The organism is Saccharopolyspora sp. NFXS83 (assembly GCF_026241095.1).
Lineage (GTDB): Bacteria > Actinomycetota > Actinomycetes > Mycobacteriales > Pseudonocardiaceae > Saccharopolyspora_C.
This window is the reverse complement of sequence record NZ_JAPFGB010000010.1, coordinates 82268-97328: the sequence shown is the minus strand read 5'-3', so window position 1 is coordinate 97328 and position 15061 is coordinate 82268. Positions and strand designations below refer to the sequence as shown.

16 protein-coding genes, 2 tRNA genes and 1 pseudogene are annotated in these 15061 nt (G+C 69.9%); 15 read left to right on the top strand and 4 right to left on the bottom strand.

What is annotated here, in order from left to right:
- Window positions 1–24: 24 nt before the first annotated feature.
- The 10 genes and pseudogenes from OOZ19_RS13600 (at window position 25) to OOZ19_RS13555 (ending at window position 9412) form a co-directional block, all read left to right on the top strand.
- Window positions 25–606 carry a DciA family protein gene (locus OOZ19_RS13600; RefSeq protein ID WP_266090456.1) on the top strand — a complete coding sequence of 194 codons (582 nt, stop codon included), beginning with the start codon at window positions 25–27 and terminating at the stop codon, window positions 604–606.
- Between the two features lie 347 nt (window positions 607–953).
- Window positions 954–2927, top strand: a complete 1974-nt coding sequence (gyrB, locus tag OOZ19_RS13595; protein WP_266090455.1) for a DNA topoisomerase (ATP-hydrolyzing) subunit B — start codon at window positions 954–956, stop codon at window positions 2925–2927.
- A gap of 148 nt (window positions 2928–3075) precedes the next feature.
- Window positions 3076–5571 carry a DNA gyrase subunit A gene (gene gyrA, locus OOZ19_RS13590; protein ID WP_266090454.1) on the top strand — a complete coding sequence of 832 codons (2496 nt, stop codon included), beginning with the start codon at window positions 3076–3078 and terminating at the stop codon, window positions 5569–5571.
- 32 nt (window positions 5572–5603) lie between these two features.
- Window positions 5604–6422 carry a DUF3566 domain-containing protein gene (locus OOZ19_RS13585; RefSeq protein WP_266090453.1) on the top strand — a complete coding sequence of 273 codons (819 nt, stop codon included), beginning with the start codon at window positions 5604–5606 and terminating at the stop codon, window positions 6420–6422.
- A gap of 98 nt (window positions 6423–6520) precedes the next feature.
- Window positions 6521–6594, top strand: a tRNA-Ile gene (locus OOZ19_RS13580).
- A gap of 70 nt (window positions 6595–6664) precedes the next feature.
- Window positions 6665–6772 (top strand): annotated as a pseudogene (locus tag OOZ19_RS13575) (DLW-39 family protein); the annotation flags it as partial.
- A gap of 150 nt (window positions 6773–6922) precedes the next feature.
- Window positions 6923–6995 (top strand) — tRNA-Ala (locus OOZ19_RS13570).
- A gap of 425 nt (window positions 6996–7420) precedes the next feature.
- On the top strand, window positions 7421–7612 hold the full coding sequence (locus OOZ19_RS13565) for a DUF4177 domain-containing protein (protein WP_266090452.1): 192 nt from the start codon (window positions 7421–7423) through the stop codon (window positions 7610–7612).
- A gap of 14 nt (window positions 7613–7626) precedes the next feature.
- A complete protein-coding gene (locus tag OOZ19_RS13560; protein ID WP_266090451.1) occupies window positions 7627–8064 on the top strand; it encodes a hypothetical protein in 438 nt (145 codons plus the stop codon).
- 91 nt (window positions 8065–8155) lie between these two features.
- Window positions 8156–9412, top strand: coding sequence for an MFS transporter (locus tag OOZ19_RS13555; RefSeq protein WP_266090450.1), 1257 nt, complete (start codon window positions 8156–8158; stop codon window positions 9410–9412).
- Between the two features lie 77 nt (window positions 9413–9489).
- On the opposite strand, the gene OOZ19_RS13550 is transcribed toward OOZ19_RS13555, so the two are convergent.
- Entirely contained in the window at window positions 9490–9990 is a 501-nt protein-coding gene (locus tag OOZ19_RS13550) for an SRPBCC family protein (RefSeq protein WP_266090449.1), read from the bottom strand.
- Between the two features lie 84 nt (window positions 9991–10074).
- Window positions 10075–10626, bottom strand: a complete 552-nt coding sequence (locus OOZ19_RS13545; RefSeq protein WP_266090448.1) for a hypothetical protein — start codon at window positions 10624–10626, stop codon at window positions 10075–10077.
- A 117-nt stretch (window positions 10627–10743) separates the two neighbouring features.
- Between OOZ19_RS13545 and OOZ19_RS13540 the strand changes: the two genes are divergently transcribed.
- Complete coding sequence (locus OOZ19_RS13540; RefSeq protein WP_266090447.1) at window positions 10744–11307, top strand: peptidylprolyl isomerase; 564 nt, start codon at window positions 10744–10746, stop codon at window positions 11305–11307.
- A 1-nt stretch (window position 11308) separates the two neighbouring features.
- Window positions 11309–12217, top strand: coding sequence for a rhomboid family intramembrane serine protease (locus OOZ19_RS13535; protein WP_266090446.1), 909 nt, complete (start codon window positions 11309–11311; stop codon window positions 12215–12217).
- Between the two features lie 21 nt (window positions 12218–12238).
- Here OOZ19_RS13535 and OOZ19_RS13530 read toward each other — a convergent pair whose 3' ends face one another.
- A complete protein-coding gene (locus OOZ19_RS13530; RefSeq protein ID WP_266090445.1) occupies window positions 12239–12673 on the bottom strand; it encodes a PH domain-containing protein in 435 nt (144 codons plus the stop codon).
- A 143-nt stretch (window positions 12674–12816) separates the two neighbouring features.
- Entirely contained in the window at window positions 12817–13086 is a 270-nt protein-coding gene (gene crgA / locus OOZ19_RS13525; protein ID WP_266090444.1) for a cell division protein CrgA, read from the bottom strand.
- A gap of 263 nt (window positions 13087–13349) precedes the next feature.
- Between crgA and OOZ19_RS13520 the strand changes: the two genes are divergently transcribed.
- Genes OOZ19_RS13520 through OOZ19_RS13510 form a run of 3 tightly spaced genes read left to right on the top strand, consistent with a single transcriptional unit; the run spans window position 13350 to window position 14997 of the window.
- Window positions 13350–14174 carry a class E sortase gene (locus tag OOZ19_RS13520; RefSeq protein ID WP_266090443.1) on the top strand — a complete coding sequence of 275 codons (825 nt, stop codon included), beginning with the start codon at window positions 13350–13352 and terminating at the stop codon, window positions 14172–14174.
- Window positions 14174–14329: a hypothetical protein gene (locus OOZ19_RS13515; RefSeq protein WP_266090442.1), complete on the top strand. Its 156-nt coding sequence runs from the start codon at window positions 14174–14176 to the stop codon at window positions 14327–14329. Before OOZ19_RS13520 ends, OOZ19_RS13515 begins: the two co-directional genes overlap by 1 nt.
- A 23-nt stretch (window positions 14330–14352) precedes the next feature.
- Window positions 14353–14997 (top strand): aminodeoxychorismate/anthranilate synthase component II, encoded by a 645-nt coding sequence (locus OOZ19_RS13510; protein WP_266090441.1) that lies wholly within the window; start codon window positions 14353–14355, stop codon window positions 14995–14997.
- The last annotated feature ends 64 nt before the right edge of the window (window positions 14998–15061 follow it).

Genomic DNA, 15061 nt, shown 5'->3' with positions numbered 1-15061 from the left:
GCTGTGGATGGTGTGGATAACTCGATGACATCGGGCGAGCACGCAGGGCGATCCACCGCTTCCGAGGAGTCGGCTGCGGGCGCGACGCCCCTCGGGTCCGACGGTGCCGAGCTGCACGGATCGGACCTGGCACGGGCCGCGCTGCAGGCCGCCAAGGAGAAGTCGAAGGCCAAGCGCCGCACCAAGCGCAGCGTCGTCGGGGCCGGTGGTTCCCGTCGGCGCCGGCGCTGGTCCGGGCCGGGCGCGGACGACCGCGACCCGCAGCCGCTGGGCAGGCTGGCCTCGCGCATCGCCGCGGATCACGGCTGGAACGACCGGCTCTCCGGCGGTCACGTCTTCGCCCGCTGGACGAGCCTGGTCGGTGGCGACATCGCCGAGCACACCAAACCGGTCGCGCTGTCCGACGGAGAACTGACCGTGCAGGCCGAGTCGACGGCCTGGGCCACCCAGCTGCGCCTGCTGCAGCGGCAGATCCTGCAGCGCATCGCCGACGGCGTCGGCAAAGGAGTGGTCCGCAAGATCAAGGTGCAGGGGCCGGCGGCGCCGAGCTGGCGGCACGGGCCGCGGCACGTGCCGGGGCGCGGCCCGCGGGACACCTACGGCTGAGCCCGTCGGCTCGCGCGAGCCCGCGCAGGAGCCGCGCGGACGTGCTCACGGGTCTCGGATGGTGTCCGGATCCGAGTTATCGGCTCTGTGAGGAATTCAGGGGTGTCCTTGCCGCACTCCTGTCGGGGAGACCCAGTAGAATCAATTGGGTGGGTGCGGCAGCTCGCGTCGCCGAACGCCCGGTCCCTACGCCCGCATCGTCGTTCGACCGCCGGTCGCGCGCGTGCGCCGGGCCGGATGACGAGCCGCTCCCGCTGTGGCCGGGCTCCCGTGCGCGGGTGCCGCAGGCGGCCGTAGGACGGCCGGGCCACCCGACACACTGCCGGTTCGAGGAGACACCGAGGCCCGTGGCATCAAAGAAGAACGAATACAACGCGTCGTCGATCACCGTGCTCGAGGGCTTGGAAGCCGTCCGCAAGCGCCCCGGCATGTACATCGGTTCCACCGGTGAGCGCGGCCTGCACCACCTCGTGTGGGAGGTCGTGGACAACTCCGTCGACGAGGCGATGGCCGGGTACGCGACCACCGTCGAAGTGACGCTGCTGGCCGACGGCGGTGTGCGGGTCACCGATGACGGCCGCGGCATCCCGGTGGACATGCACCCGGTGGAGAAGAAGCCGACCTTGGAGGTCGTGCTCACCGTGCTGCACGCGGGCGGCAAGTTCGGCGGCGACTCCTACGCGGTCTCCGGCGGTCTGCACGGTGTCGGTGTGTCGGTGGTCAACGCGCTCTCCAGCGCGCTCGAAGCGGAGATCCACGTCAACGGCAGCGTGTGGCGCCAGCGCTACGAGGACTCCAAGCCCGTCGCCGACGTGGTCAAGGGCGAGGGGACGAAGCGGACCGGCACCTCGATCACGTTCTGGGCGGACCCGAACATCTTCGAGACGACGCGCTACAACGCGGAGACGGTGTCGCGGCGCCTGCAGGAGATGGCGTTCCTGAACAAGGGACTGACCATCGTGCTGCGCGACGAGCGCCTCGCCGAGGAGGACGAATCCGGTGAGGACGCGGGCGGCCAGGCGGCTCGCGCCAAGGAGCGCACCTTCCACTACCCGGGCGGGCTGGAGGACTTCGTCAAGCACATCAACGCGACGAAGGAACCGATCCACCGCAAGGCCGTCGCCTTCAACGCCTCCGGCAACGGGGTGGAGCTGGAGGTCGCGATGCAGTGGAACTCCGGCTACAACCAGTCGGTCTACACCTTCGCGAACACGATCAACACGCACGAGGGCGGTACTCACGAGGAGGGCTTCCGCTCGGCGCTGACCCGCGTGGTCAACGCCTACGCGAAGGAGAAGAAGCTCCTCAAGGACAAGGACGGCAGCCTCACCGGCGACGACGTGCGCGAGGGCCTCGCGGCGATCGTGTCGGTGAAGGTCCGCGAGCCGCAGTTCGAGGGCCAGACGAAGACGAAGCTGGGCAACACCGAGGTCAAGTCGTTCGTGCAGACCGCGGCGTTCGAGTGGCTCAACGACTGGTTCGAGCGCAACCCCGCCGACGCCAAGACGATCATCAACAAGGCGGTCGGTTCGGCGCAGGCGCGGATGGCGGCGCGGCGGGCGAAGGAGCTGGTGCGGCGCAAGAGCGCGATGGACATCGGCGGCCTGCCCGGCAAGCTCAAGGACTGCCAGTCCAGCAACCCGGAGGAGTGCGAGCTCTACATCGTCGAGGGCGACTCGGCGGGCGGTTCGGCCAAGGACGGCCGGGAGTCGCGCTTCCAGGCGATCCTGCCGCTCCGCGGCAAGATCATCAACGTGGAGAAGTCGCGGATCGACAAGGTCCTCAAGAACAACGAGGTCCAGGCGATCATCACCGCGCTGGGCACCGGCATCCACGACGAGTTCGACCTGGCGAAGCTGCGCTACCACAAGATCGTGCTGATGGCCGACGCCGACGTCGACGGCCAGCACATCCGGACGCTGCTGCTCACGCTGCTGTTCCGCTTCATGCGCCCGCTGATCGAGAACGGGCACGTGTTCCTGGCCCGCCCGCCGCTGTACAAGATCAAGTGGCCGCGTGCTGAACCGGAGTTCGCCTACTCCGACCGGGAGCGCGACGGACTGCTCGAAGCGGGCGCCGCGGCCGGGCGGAAGCTCCCGAAGGACGACGGCATCCAGCGCTACAAGGGTCTGGGCGAGATGAACCCGCAGGAGCTGTGGGAGACCACGATGGACCCGGAGACCCGGCTGCTGATGCAGGTGTCGCTGGACGACGCCGCCACCGCGGACGAGCTGTTCAGCGTGCTCATGGGCGAGGACGTCGAGGCGCGTCGCTCGTTCATCGTCCGCAACGCCAAGGACGTCGGCTTCCTCGACGTCTGATCCCGGCTCCGCCCGCACTCGCTCGAACGGGATCGACCGCCGTGGCCAGGCCGCAGCGCCCGGCTCGCCGCGACACGGGAGAGCACCGCTCACCCGTGTCGCGCCGGCGCAGGAACCCGCCCAACCCGCCTGAAAGGAACCTCCACTCGTGACGGACATCCTGCCGCCGGAGAACGGCCGCGTAGAACCGGTCGACATCCAGCAGGAGATGCAGAACTCCTACATCAACTACGCGATGAGCGTGATCGTCGCGCGGGCGCTGCCCGACGTGCGCGACGGGCTCAAGCCGGTGCACCGCCGGGTGCTCTACGCGATGTACGACTCCGGTTTCCGGCCGGACCGCGGGTACGTGAAGTGCTCCCGCGTCGTCGGCGAGGTGATGGGCAACTACCACCCCCACGGCGACTCGGCGATCTACGACACGCTGGTCCGCCTGGCGCAGCCGTGGGCGATGCGCCACCCCCTCATCGACGGCCAGGGCAACTTCGGTTCGCCGGGCAACGACCCTGCCGCGGCCATGCGGTACACCGAGTCGCGGCTGAAGCCGTTGGCGATGCACATGCTCGCCGACATCGAAGAGGACACCGTCGAGTTCTCCGACAACTACGACGGCCGCACGCAGGAACCGGACGTGCTGCCTGCGCGCATTCCGAACCTGCTGGTCAACGGCGGTAGCGGGATCGCGGTCGGGATGGCGACGAACATCCCGCCGCACAACCTGCGCGAGGTCGCCGACGGCGTCGTCTACCTGTTGGAGAACCCCGACGTAGACGACGAGACGCTGCTCGAGGAGCTGATCCGGCGGGTCAAGGGACCGGACTTCCCGACCCGCGGGCTCATCCTCGGCACCAACGCGATCGCCGACGCGTACCGCACCGGTCGCGGCTCCATCAAGATGCGCTCGGTCGTCTCCGTCGAGGAGGACGCGAAGGGCCGCACCTCGCTGATCGTCACCGAGCTGCCGTACCAGGTGAACCCGGACAACCTGATCGAGAACATCGCGGCGATGCACCGCGACGGCAAGATCAGCGGGATCTCCGACATCGCCGACGAGTCCAACAGCCGGCGCGGCATGCGGATCGTGTTCACCTTGAAGCGGGACGCGATCCCGAAGGTCGTGCTCAACAACCTCTACAAGCACACCCAGCTGCAGACCACGTTCGGCGTGAACATGCTGGCGCTGGTCGAGGGCGTGCCCCGCACGCTGCGCATCGACCAGGTGATCCGGTACTACGTCAACCACCAGATCGAGGTCATCGTCCGGCGCACCCGGTTCCGGCTGCGCAAGGCCGAGGAACGCGCCCACGTGCTGCGCGGCCTGGTCAAGGCGCTGGACGCGCTGGACGCGGTGATCGCGCTGATCCGCCGGTCGCCCACCGTCGACGAGGCCCGCACCGGCCTGATCGCGCTGCTCGACGTGGACGAGGTCCAGGCCGACGCGATCCTGGAGATGCAGCTGCGGCGGCTGTCCGCGCTGGAGCGGCAGAAGATCGTCGACCGGCTCGCCGAGCTGGAGCTGGAGATCGAGGACTACAAGGACATCCTCGCCAAGCCCGAGCGGCAGCGGCAGATCATCCGCGACGAGCTCATGGAGATCGTCGACAAGTACGGCGAGGACCGCCGCACCAAGATCGTGCCCTACGAGGGCGAAGTCTCCATGGAAGACCTCATCGCCGACGAGGACGTCGTCGTCACGATCACCCGCACCGGCTACGCGAAGCGGACCCGCACCGACCTGTACCGGGCGCAGAAGCGCGGCGGCAAGGGAGTGCAGGGCGCGCAGCTCAAGCAGGACGACATCGTGTCGCACTTCTTCGTGTGCTCCACCCACGACTGGATGCTGTTCTTCACGAACAAGGGCCGGGTCTACCGGGCGAAGGCCTACGACCTGCCGGAGGCCAACCGCACGGCCCGCGGCCAGCACGTGGCGAACCTGCTCGCGTTCCAGCCGGACGAGCACATCGCCCAGGTCATGCAGATCAAGGACTACACCGCCGCGCCCTACCTGGTGCTCGCCACCAAGAACGGCCTGGTCAAGAAGTCTCGCCTCACCGACTTCGACTCGAACCGTTCGGGTGGACTCATCGGGGTGAACCTGAAGGACGAGGACGAGCTGGTCGGGGCGGTGCTGTGCTCCGAGGAGGACGACCTGCTGCTGGTCTCCGCCGAAGGCCAGTCGATCAGGTTCCACGCCACCGACGAGGCGCTGCGCCCCATGGGACGCGCCACGTCAGGCGTGCTCGGCATGCGGTTCAACGCCGGTGACGAGCTGCTCGCGATGGGCGTCGTGCGGGCCGGTCGCTTCGTCCTCGTCGCCACCGACGGGGGCTACGCCAAACGGACCGAGATCGACGACTACCCGGTCCAGGGCCGCGGCGGCAAGGGTGTGCTCACCGTTCAGTACGACCGCAAACGTGGGAGGCTTGTCGGGGCGCTCATCGTCGACCTGGACGATGAGCTCTATGCGATCACTTCCACCGGCGGCGTCATCCGGACCACCGCCAAGGAGGTTCGCAAGGCAGGCAGGCAGACGAAGGGGGTGCGTCTGATGAACCTGGGCGACGGAACTTCGGTGGTGGCCATCGCGCGCAGCGCCGACGAGGCCGCCGATCCGGACGCCGCCGGGCCTGAGCCGACGAAGTAGCGACCGCCGATGACGATCATGAAGGATCTCTCGTGACATCTTCCGAGAAGCCGGAGCGTCCGGACGGGCACCCGGGTGACCAGGATGCCGACCAGACGACCGGCCAGAACTCCCAGCACACCTCGGTGATGACCGGGCAGACCGACGCCGCACAGAGCGACGGCGAGGTGTCGGCCGCGGCCGACGGGGCCAACGGCGACACGGCCTCGAAGCCGAACGGGTCCGAGACCTTCGAGGGCACCGAGACGCCGCCGCCGTGGCAGCGCACCGGTGCCGGAACCGGTGCCGCCGACGGCCACGCCGAAACCCCGGCGACATCCGGCTTCGACACCGCGCAGACCCAGGGCATCCCGACGACCGGGTACGACCAGGAGACCGTCCGAACCGAGATCCCCTCGCAGGGCTCCTCCGACGGGCGCAGCGCGGTGAACTTCGGTGCGGCGGCCCGCCCGGGGGCGCAGACGCCCAGCGCTCGCCGGCCCAGCCGGGGACCGCGGCGGGCGAGCCTGCAGGTCAAGCGGCTCGACCCGTGGTCGGTGCTGAAGCTGGCGCTGGTGCTCAGCGTCGCGATGTTCTTCGTGTGGATGATCGCGGTCGCGGTGCTCTACGGCGTGCTCGACGGCATGGGCGTCTGGGACTCGCTGAACGGCACGTTCACCGAGCTCACCTCGCCGGAGGACGCGGCCAGCGAGGAACTGATCAGCGCGGGCCGCGTGTTCGGCGTCGCCTCCATCATCGGTGCGATCAACATCGTGCTGTTCACGGCACTGGCGACGGTGAGCGCGTTCATCTACAACGTGGCCGCCGACTTCGCCGGTGGCGTCGAGGTCACGCTGTCCGAGCGGGAGTGATCGAATCCGGGGCGGCGGTCCGCGCGATCGCCGCCCCGGAGCCCGGACCCCCCTGCGTGGCGGACGCCGGGGGTCGTGTAATCTTCGAGTCACACCAAGGGCCTATAGCTCAGGCGGTTAGAGCGCTTCGCTGATAACGAAGAGGTCGAAGGTTCAAGTCCTTCTAGGCCCACCCTTCCTGTCAAGGATGTTTCCCCGATGCCCGCGGTCCGCGGGTGCCCCGTTCTAGGAGGCGACCGGAAATGAAGAAGCTGCTCGCACTCGCCGTCGTTGCCGGTGCCGTTCTGTTCGTCGTCCGCCGCAACCGCGCTGCCAAGGCCGAGGCCGACCTCTGGCGCGAGGCCACCGCTGGCGAGGTGTGAGCCGACATTCGGCTCACCGGTCGGCCCTGTCGGCCAGCCCCCGCGGTCGCGGATCTCTACCTCGACCCTGAAGTGGTCGCCTGAGTACGCTCTTACGGCAGCGGCAGAGTTCCGGCGACCAGGTGCTCCGGCACCGACGGGGACGTAGCTCAATTGGCAGAGCACCGCCTTTGCAAGGCGGGGGTTAGGGGTTCGATTCCCCTCGTCTCCACTCGAGGAGTCTGGTTGACGCGTTGCGTCTTCCCGGCTCCTTTTTGCTCGTACGGGGGCCGAGCCCCCCGTAGGCCCCTACGGTGCGGTGGCCGGGGTGCGTCGGGCTTCTTTCGCTGGGGAGGGTTCCCGGCCTGCTCACCGACCAGCGGTTCGGTGTCGACCGGGCTTTCTTGGCCGCCACTGTGGAAGACCTGGTCAGAGCATCTGGTTTCCTTCTTCGGGTGTTCCTGGACGGGCTGACCTCGCCGACGCGTGGACGCGGCCACGATCGTCCCAGATGCGCGCTGCGCCGGTCCGCTTCTGATCGCCGGGGGTTCGAGCACCCGGCCGGAGCACGGCCTTGGTGCGCCGCACATCACCGGTGTCGAATCCTTGAGTGTGACGCGAGGTCACGGTGTGCCCTGGAGCTCAAGGAGGCGATCCATGAGCGCATCGTTCGAACACAAGGTGTTGAAGTGCAAGCAGACCTGGAGGGGCTTCGACTACGACCGGCTCGAGAAGGAGCTCGACGAACTCGGACGCCACGGCTGGCAGGCGGTGGGCACGATCGCTCCGGCCATCGGCAGCGGGCAGACCCACGAGATCGTCGTCGTGCTCACGCGGTCGCGCGACTGAGGACCATCGAGCAAGTGCACGCCGGAGGAGAGGATCCGGGGGAACGGCGTGCTGCCGTTCGCGTCGCCCGCCCCGCGGGCGAATGCCTGGGCGCGGTCGACGAAACCTACGAGCTGGCCGGGGAGCTCGCCGCGGCCGACGGTGATCACCGCCTCGCCTATCCCGCCTACGAGCAGGTGATGCGCGAAGAGCCCCTCGAGGTCGTCGACCGCCGCTTCGGGCATCGCCGCCAGCAGCGGGAACCGGTCGCCGCCGAGCATCCGCTGAGCTCGCGGCCGGTGCGCCGCTCGCCAGCTCGCCAAGGGCACGCCGGTGCTCTGCTCCGCGTCGGTCTCACGGTCCACCGGTTCTCGACGAACCGGCAGGCCGCCCCTCCTGTCTGCGGGTTCCTCGCCGGGAAGCCGTCGCGCACGGCGGAATCCGGTGCGCGGTTCGCGCGGGGCTTTCGTTGAGCGGAAGCGGAGTTGGTGGTGCGGTGCGCCCGGAGCGGCAGCATCCGTCGGCAACGAGTGCGAACGATCACCCAACTCGACGGAGGACGGCGTGGCTACCGGAACCGACGCTGGACGAGCCGCGCACGCCGGATGGGTCGTGCCGCTGTGCTGGAGCGCGGTGCTGCTCGACGGGTTCGACCTGGTGGTGCTGGGCAGCGTGCTGCCGACGCTGCTGGACCTCGGGCAGTGGGGGCTGACCCCGGCGACCGCGTCGCTGGCCTCCACCGCGGGGCTGCTGGGCATGGTCCTGGGCGCGCTCGCCATCGGCACCATCACCGACGTCATCGGCCGCCGCAAAGCGCTGATCCTCTCGGTGGTCAGCTTCTCGCTGCTCACCGCGCTGTGCGCCGCCGCGCCGTCGCTGCTGATCTTCGGCGTGCTGCGCTTCCTCGCCGGGGTGGGCCTCGGCGGTTGCGTGCCCACGGCCATCGCGCTCGTCACCGAGCACTCGCGGCCCGGCCGCAACGGCGGTGCCAGCACCACGATCATGACCGGCTACCACGTGGGCGCCGTGCTCACCGCGGTGCTCGGCATCCTGGTGCTGCCCTCGCTGGGCTGGCGGTGGATGTTCCTGCTCGGAGCGGCGCCGGCGCTGCTGCTGGTGCCGCTGATGGCGCGCTACCTGCCGGAATCCGAGTCGTTCGAGCGTTCCGCGACCGCCGGGGCAGGACTGCGCGGCGGCCTGGACACCGTCGCCTCGCTGTTCCGCGGCGGCTTCGCGCGCAGCACCCTCGCGTTCTGGATGGCCGCGTTCATGGGCCTGCTGCTGGTGTACGGGCTCAACACCTGGCTCCCGGAGATCATGCGGGCGGCCGGGTATCCGCTCGGCGCGGCCCTCGGGCTGCTGCTCACGCTGAACCTGGGTGCCGTGGTCGGGCTCGTCGTCGCCGGTTACGTCGCCGACCGCGCCTCGATCCGGCCGGTGACGGTCGTCTGGTTCGCGGCGGCGGCCGTGTTCCTCGCCGCGCTGAGCATCCGGCTGCCCGGCGCGGGCGTGTACGTGGTCGTGTTCCTCGCCGGCGCGTTCGTGTTCAGCGCCCAGGTGCTCGTCTACGCCTACATCGGGCGCGCGTACCCGGCGGAAGCGCGGGCCACCGGGCTCGGCTGGGCGTCGGGGGTCGGGCGGATCGGAGCGATCTGCGGACCGCTGCTGGGCGGCGCGCTGCTCACCGCGGGGATCGCCTACCCGTGGGGCTTCTACGCGTACGCGGCGGTCGGGGTGCTCGGAGCGGTGGGGATCGCGCTGGTCCGCACGCCGCAACGCGCTGGGAGCCGGCCCGGCGTCGAAACCTCCGGGGCCGCTTGAACACCAGGACGGCCCACCGCCCGGCTGCCGGAGGCGAGCAGCCGGTGGCGCCGACTCGAGCGGCGCCACCGGCGTGCTCAGTTCTGCTCGGCGGTCTTCTTGATGCCTTCCACGGTCTGGCGCAGCGCGTCGCGGAGCAGCTCGGTGCGGGTGGCGATGAACTGCGCGCCACCGTCCTCCTGCTGGTCGAGGAACTCCCTGATCGGCCCGGTCAGCTCGTGCAGCACGTACCGCTGGGTGAGCCGGGAGCCCGAGCCCTCCGGCTCGACCTCGAACGACCACACGGAGTTGTTGGTGCGCTCCGAACCGGTCACCACGCAGAAGGCGAAGCGCTTGCCGGGCTCGGCGGCGACGACCTCGCACTCGCTGGACCAGTCGCGCTCGCCGTTGCTGTTGTCCCCGCGGAACCGGGAGCCGACCTCTCCCGGGGCGCCCGTCAGCCACTCGCCGCCGGTGCTCTCCGGGCTCCACTCGCCGAACCGCGTGATGTCGCTCATCAATGGGTAGATCCGTTCCGGGGCCGCCTCGACGAAGGTCGAGTGGTCCAGAGCCAGCTGGGGTGCGTTCTCATCAGTCACTAGATCGACATTACGCGCGCCGGGCGCCGGGCGGAGACGACGACGCGGCGGCACCCCTGGGGGCGCCGCCGCGTCGGTTCGTTCTCAGAGGTCCGCGTCGGGACGCGCACCGGGGTTGCGCGACAGGCCGTCCTCGTGCGTCGGGAAGTCCTCCGCCTCGGCGATCGGCAGCTCCTCCGGGCGACGCGACAGCGCGACCACGGCCACACCGGCGAGTGCGGCCAGCACCAGCAGCACCCACGGCCACTTCCGCCGCGGCTTCGGCGTCGGGTCGATCCGGGAGGCGAGCTCCTTGCGGGCCTGCTCCGCGTTCTTCGCGAGCCGCTTGCGCGACTTCGCGGTCTTCTTGTCCCAGTCCTTGCGGGTCTTCTCCCACTGCTTGCGCGCCTTCCGGCTGCGCTCGGCGAGGTCCTCGCGGGAGAGCCCGGTGGCCTTCTGGGCGAGCAGCTCCGGCAGGTGCTCCGGGGAGAGTCCGCGTTCGGTGAGCTCCTGTTCCGCGCGAAGAATGGCCTGCTTGGTCGCGGTACGACCAGCCTTGCCCGCACGGACGGCACCTTCGCGCGCGGTGCGCACTCCCGTGCCGACCGCCCTGCCCACGTTCTCACCAGTTCGGGCCATCGCCTCCACCTCGTCCATCGTGTGCCTCCTTGGCCGGCGTTCACCGGTCGTCCTGCCGTGCCGACGGTAACCGGCACGCGACGATCACCACCAATACTGCACCCAGGCACGTGGTTCCCGCTTTCCGATGGCAGGATGGGTTGCGTGGCTGAAGACAACGGATCGCTCGTCGGGAAGACCGTGACCGCGACCCTGCACACCTCGCAGGGCGACATCCGGGTCGAACTCTTCCCGAACCAGGCGCCGAAAACCGTCGGCAACTTCGTGGGCCTCGCCGAGGGCACCAAGGAGTACACGAACCCGAACGCGCGCGGGGAGCGCTCCGGCCCCTTCTTCGACGGCGTGATCTTCCACCGGGTCATCGACGGCTTCATGATCCAGACCGGCGACCCGACCGGCACCGGCCGCGGCGGCCCCGGCTACGAGTTCGTCGACGAGTTCCACCCGGAGCTGCAGTTCGACAAGCCGTACGTGCTGGGCATGGCGAACCCCGGCCGGCCGAACATGAACGGTTCGCAGTTCTTCATCACCGTGGCGCGCACGCCGCACCTGAACTACAAGCACACGATCTTCGGTGAGGTCGCCGACCAGGAGTCCCGCGAGGTCGTGGACGCCATCGCGCACACCGCGACCGGCGCGCAGGACCGTCCGCTGACCGACATCGTGATCGAGAAGGTCTCCGTGGAGCTCGGCGAGTGACATGAGCGTTCCCCCCGGTCAACCCGCCGGTCCGGAGGAAGCCGCGCAGCAGCGGTTCTGCGCCAGGCACCCCGACCGCCCGACCGGGTTGCGCTGCACCCGGTGCGAACGCCCGGCCTGCCCGGAGTGCTTGAGCGAAGCCTCCGTCGGTTACCACTGCGTGGACTGCCTGGCGCAGAGCCGCCGCGGCGGTCGCGAGGCCGTGACCGTCGCGGGCGCCCGGATCGGCGGTAAGCCGATCGTGGTGCCGGTGCTGATCGTGCTCAACGTCCTGGCCTACGCCGTGACGGCGATCCAGTCCGGAAACTTCCAGAACTACCTGAGCTCGGAGCTGTTCAACCAGTTCTCGCTGTGGCCGGTCGCCGTGGCGGGCGGTGAGTGGATCCGCCTGTTCACCTCGGGCTTCCTGCACTTCGGCCCGATCCACCTGCTGCTGAACATGGTGGCGCTGTGGGTCATCGGGCGGGACCTGGAGACGGTGTTGGGGCGACTGCGCTTCACGGCCGTCTACCTGCTGGCCCTGCTGGGCGGCAGCGCCGCGGTGTTCCTGTTCGACGGACTCGACAGCTCCGTCGCGGGTGCCTCCGGCGCGGTGTACGGCCTGATGGGCGGCATCGCCGTTGCGGCGCTGCGGCTGAAGGTGAGCCTGCGCCCGGTCCTCATCGTGATCGCGCTGAACATCGTGCTGAGCGTGTCGCTGCCCGGCATCTCGCTGCTCGGCCACCTCGGCGGGCTCGTGCTGGGCGGGGCGGCGACCGCGGCGCTGGTGTACGCGCCGCGGGAGCGGCGGACGGCCGTGCAGGCCGGTGCGCTCGGCGGACTGCTGGTGCTGCTGCTGGTGCTGCTGGTCTTCCGCGACGTGCAGCTGGGCGAGTGGGCCTGCACGCCCATGCGGTGCATCCCGCAGTGACGTTCGAGCGCCTGCGGCGCTTCAAGCCCGCAGGTCCTCCAGGGCGTCGGCGACGTCCTGCGGATCCTCGCCGAGGTCGAGCTTGCCCAGGACGACGAGCTCACCCGACTCGGTGTCCAGTTCCAGCGTCGACGACGTGAGACCGAGGCGCTGGCGGGAACGCACCTGGAACCTGACCTGCGACCACGGGTGGTGGCGGGTGCCGGTGAACCCGCGCAGCGCGATGCCCGACGGATCGGCGCGCAGCCGCGGTCGCAGCACGCTGCCGCAGCCGGAGGCGACGGCCAGCACGACGGTGAGCACGCCGACGAACAGCCGGTCGGTCGGTGTCTCGGCGAGCCACCACCAGGCCGCGCTGCACGCGGCGAGCGCCCACCCGCAGCTGATCAGACCGAGCGGAGTCGACCACTCGCGGAAGGTGTTCACGGCCACCTCGGTGGTGTTTCGAACCTGCACCGAACGGAGTTGTCCACAGGAGTTGTCCACACTGGGGATGACTTACACGCGTGTTGTTCGGTGACCCGGGTCCAACGTGCGCGTGAACATCACGAACACGGAAGTGGGACGACGCGTGCGCGGGTTCCGGAACGCGGAACGGCTCAGCGCCACCGCATCGTCATCAGCAGGCCGACGATGATGAACGCGAAACCGACCGCGAAGTTCCACGCGCCCAGCTCCGCCATGAACGGGATCTGCTCGCCCGCCAGGTAGTTCACGACCAGCCACAGCAAGCCGATCAGCATCACGCCGAGCATCACGACCACGTAGATCGGGTGCGACGGGCCGACCGACTTCGCCTTCACCGGCGTGCGGCGATCCGCGACCGGGGTGGAAGAGGAGTCCTTCTTGCGGACCTTTGACTTCGGCATGATGTCCTCGCCAGGTGGTGCGGGCCGGCAGCGTCCGAGCCTGCTCGGCGGCGGTGAACGCGCCGGGGGATCCGGAACCGACCGGCGGCGGCCCCGGTCCGCCGCTCCGGGACGGCCCGGCCGACGTATCGGAGCGGGCCTGGCCCACGCCAGCGGAACCGATCACGACGCGTCTCGTTCTCCACTCACACGTTAACGTAATCGCGCGCCTGACCGAACACCCCTTCGCCGGTGCGGCACAGGTCGTGATGAGAGGGATACCGTTGGAAACGTCCGAGGTAGTGGCGGCCCCACCGCCGGATCGTCGAGGTGAGCGGCTGCGCGGCGGCATCCGGATCGGCGGCGAGGTGTTGATCACCCTCGGGCTGGTCCTGCTGCTGTTCGTCTTCTACGCCGTGCACGTCACCGACTGGTTCAGCGCCCACCGGCAAGCCGAGGCGAGTGATCGGCTGCGCGCGCAGTGGGACCAGCGCGCACCCGAAGCACCGCCGGCACCGGCGACGGCGGGGGAGGGCTTCGCCGAGCTCTACATCCCGGCGTTCGGCCCCGGCTTCCGCTACACCGTGCTGGAGGGCACCGACGCGAAGACCCTCGCCGCGGGCCCCGGCCACTACGCGGGCACCGCATTGCCGGGGGAGCAGGGCAACCTCGCCATCGCGGGGCACCGCATCGGCAAGGGCGCCCCCTTCGGCGACCTCGACCGGCTCGTCGCGTGCGACGCGCTGATCGTGGAGACCGCTTCGGACTGGTACGTCTACCGGGTGCTGCCGATGCGCGAGCAGGTCGCGGACTGGGACCCGGCCGCCGATCCGCGATGCGCGGGAGTCGCCCCGATCGGCGGACCGTACCGGGGCGTGTCGGGGCAGGAGATCGTGCGGCCCGAGCAGGGCGAGGTGATCTACCCGGTGCCGGGGCGCCCGCGCGACGCGCTCCCGACCGACCAGCAGACCAGGCTGATCACGCTCACCACCTGCCACCCGCGGTTCTCCGCCGCGCAGCGGCTGATCGTGCACGGCGTGCTGGTCAAGCAGTACCCGAAGGACCCGGTGCACCGGGAGCTGCGGCCACCTGAGCTGGAGGAGTCCTGATGTACGGCTGGATCTGGCGGCGCCTTCCGGGACCGGCACCGGTGAAGATCGTCGAAGCGGTGGTGCTGGTGCTGATGGTGGTGGCGTTGCTGCTGTTCGTGGTGTTCCCGTGGCTGGAACCGCTGCTGCCATTCAACGACGTCACCACGGTGTGATGCCGCGCCGGTAGGCTGACGGCGTGCGCGTACTCGTCGTCGACAACTACGACAGCTTCGTCTACAACCTCGTGCAGTACCTCGCCCAGCTGGGCGCGGACTGCGTGGTGCGGCGCAACGACGCCGTCACCGACGAGGACGTGGCCGCCGCCGATGGCATCCTGCTCAGCCCGGGACCCGGCACGCCGGATCGGGCGGGGCGGTCGATGGAGCTCGTGGAGACCTGCGCCGCCGACCGGCGCCCGCTGTTCGGCGTGTGCCTGGGGCACCAGGCGATCGGTGCGGCTTGGGGCGGCGTCGTCGAGCGCGCGCCGGAACTGCTGCACGGCAAGACCTCGCTGATCGAGCACTCCGGTGCGGGCGTGTTCGCCGGGTTGCCGCAGCCGTTCGTGGCCACGCGCTACCACTCGCTGATCGTGCGCGCGGTGAGCGTGCCCGCGGACTTCGAGGTCACCGCGCACACCGGCAGCGGCATCGTGATGGGCATGCGGCACCGCGAACTGCCCATCGAGGGCGTGCAGTTCCACCCGGAGTCGGTGCTCACCGACGGCGGGCACCGGATGCTGGCGAACTGGATGGCCGCCGCCGGCCACCCGGTCCGCGCGGAGCTGGTGGACGAGCTGGAGCGCGGCATGCGCTCGCTGGCCGCCGCCGCGCACCGCTCTTGATCCTTTTCGCTGCGCTGACCACCTAGAACGCCGGTTCCACGTGAAACGCGACGTCGAGCGCGTG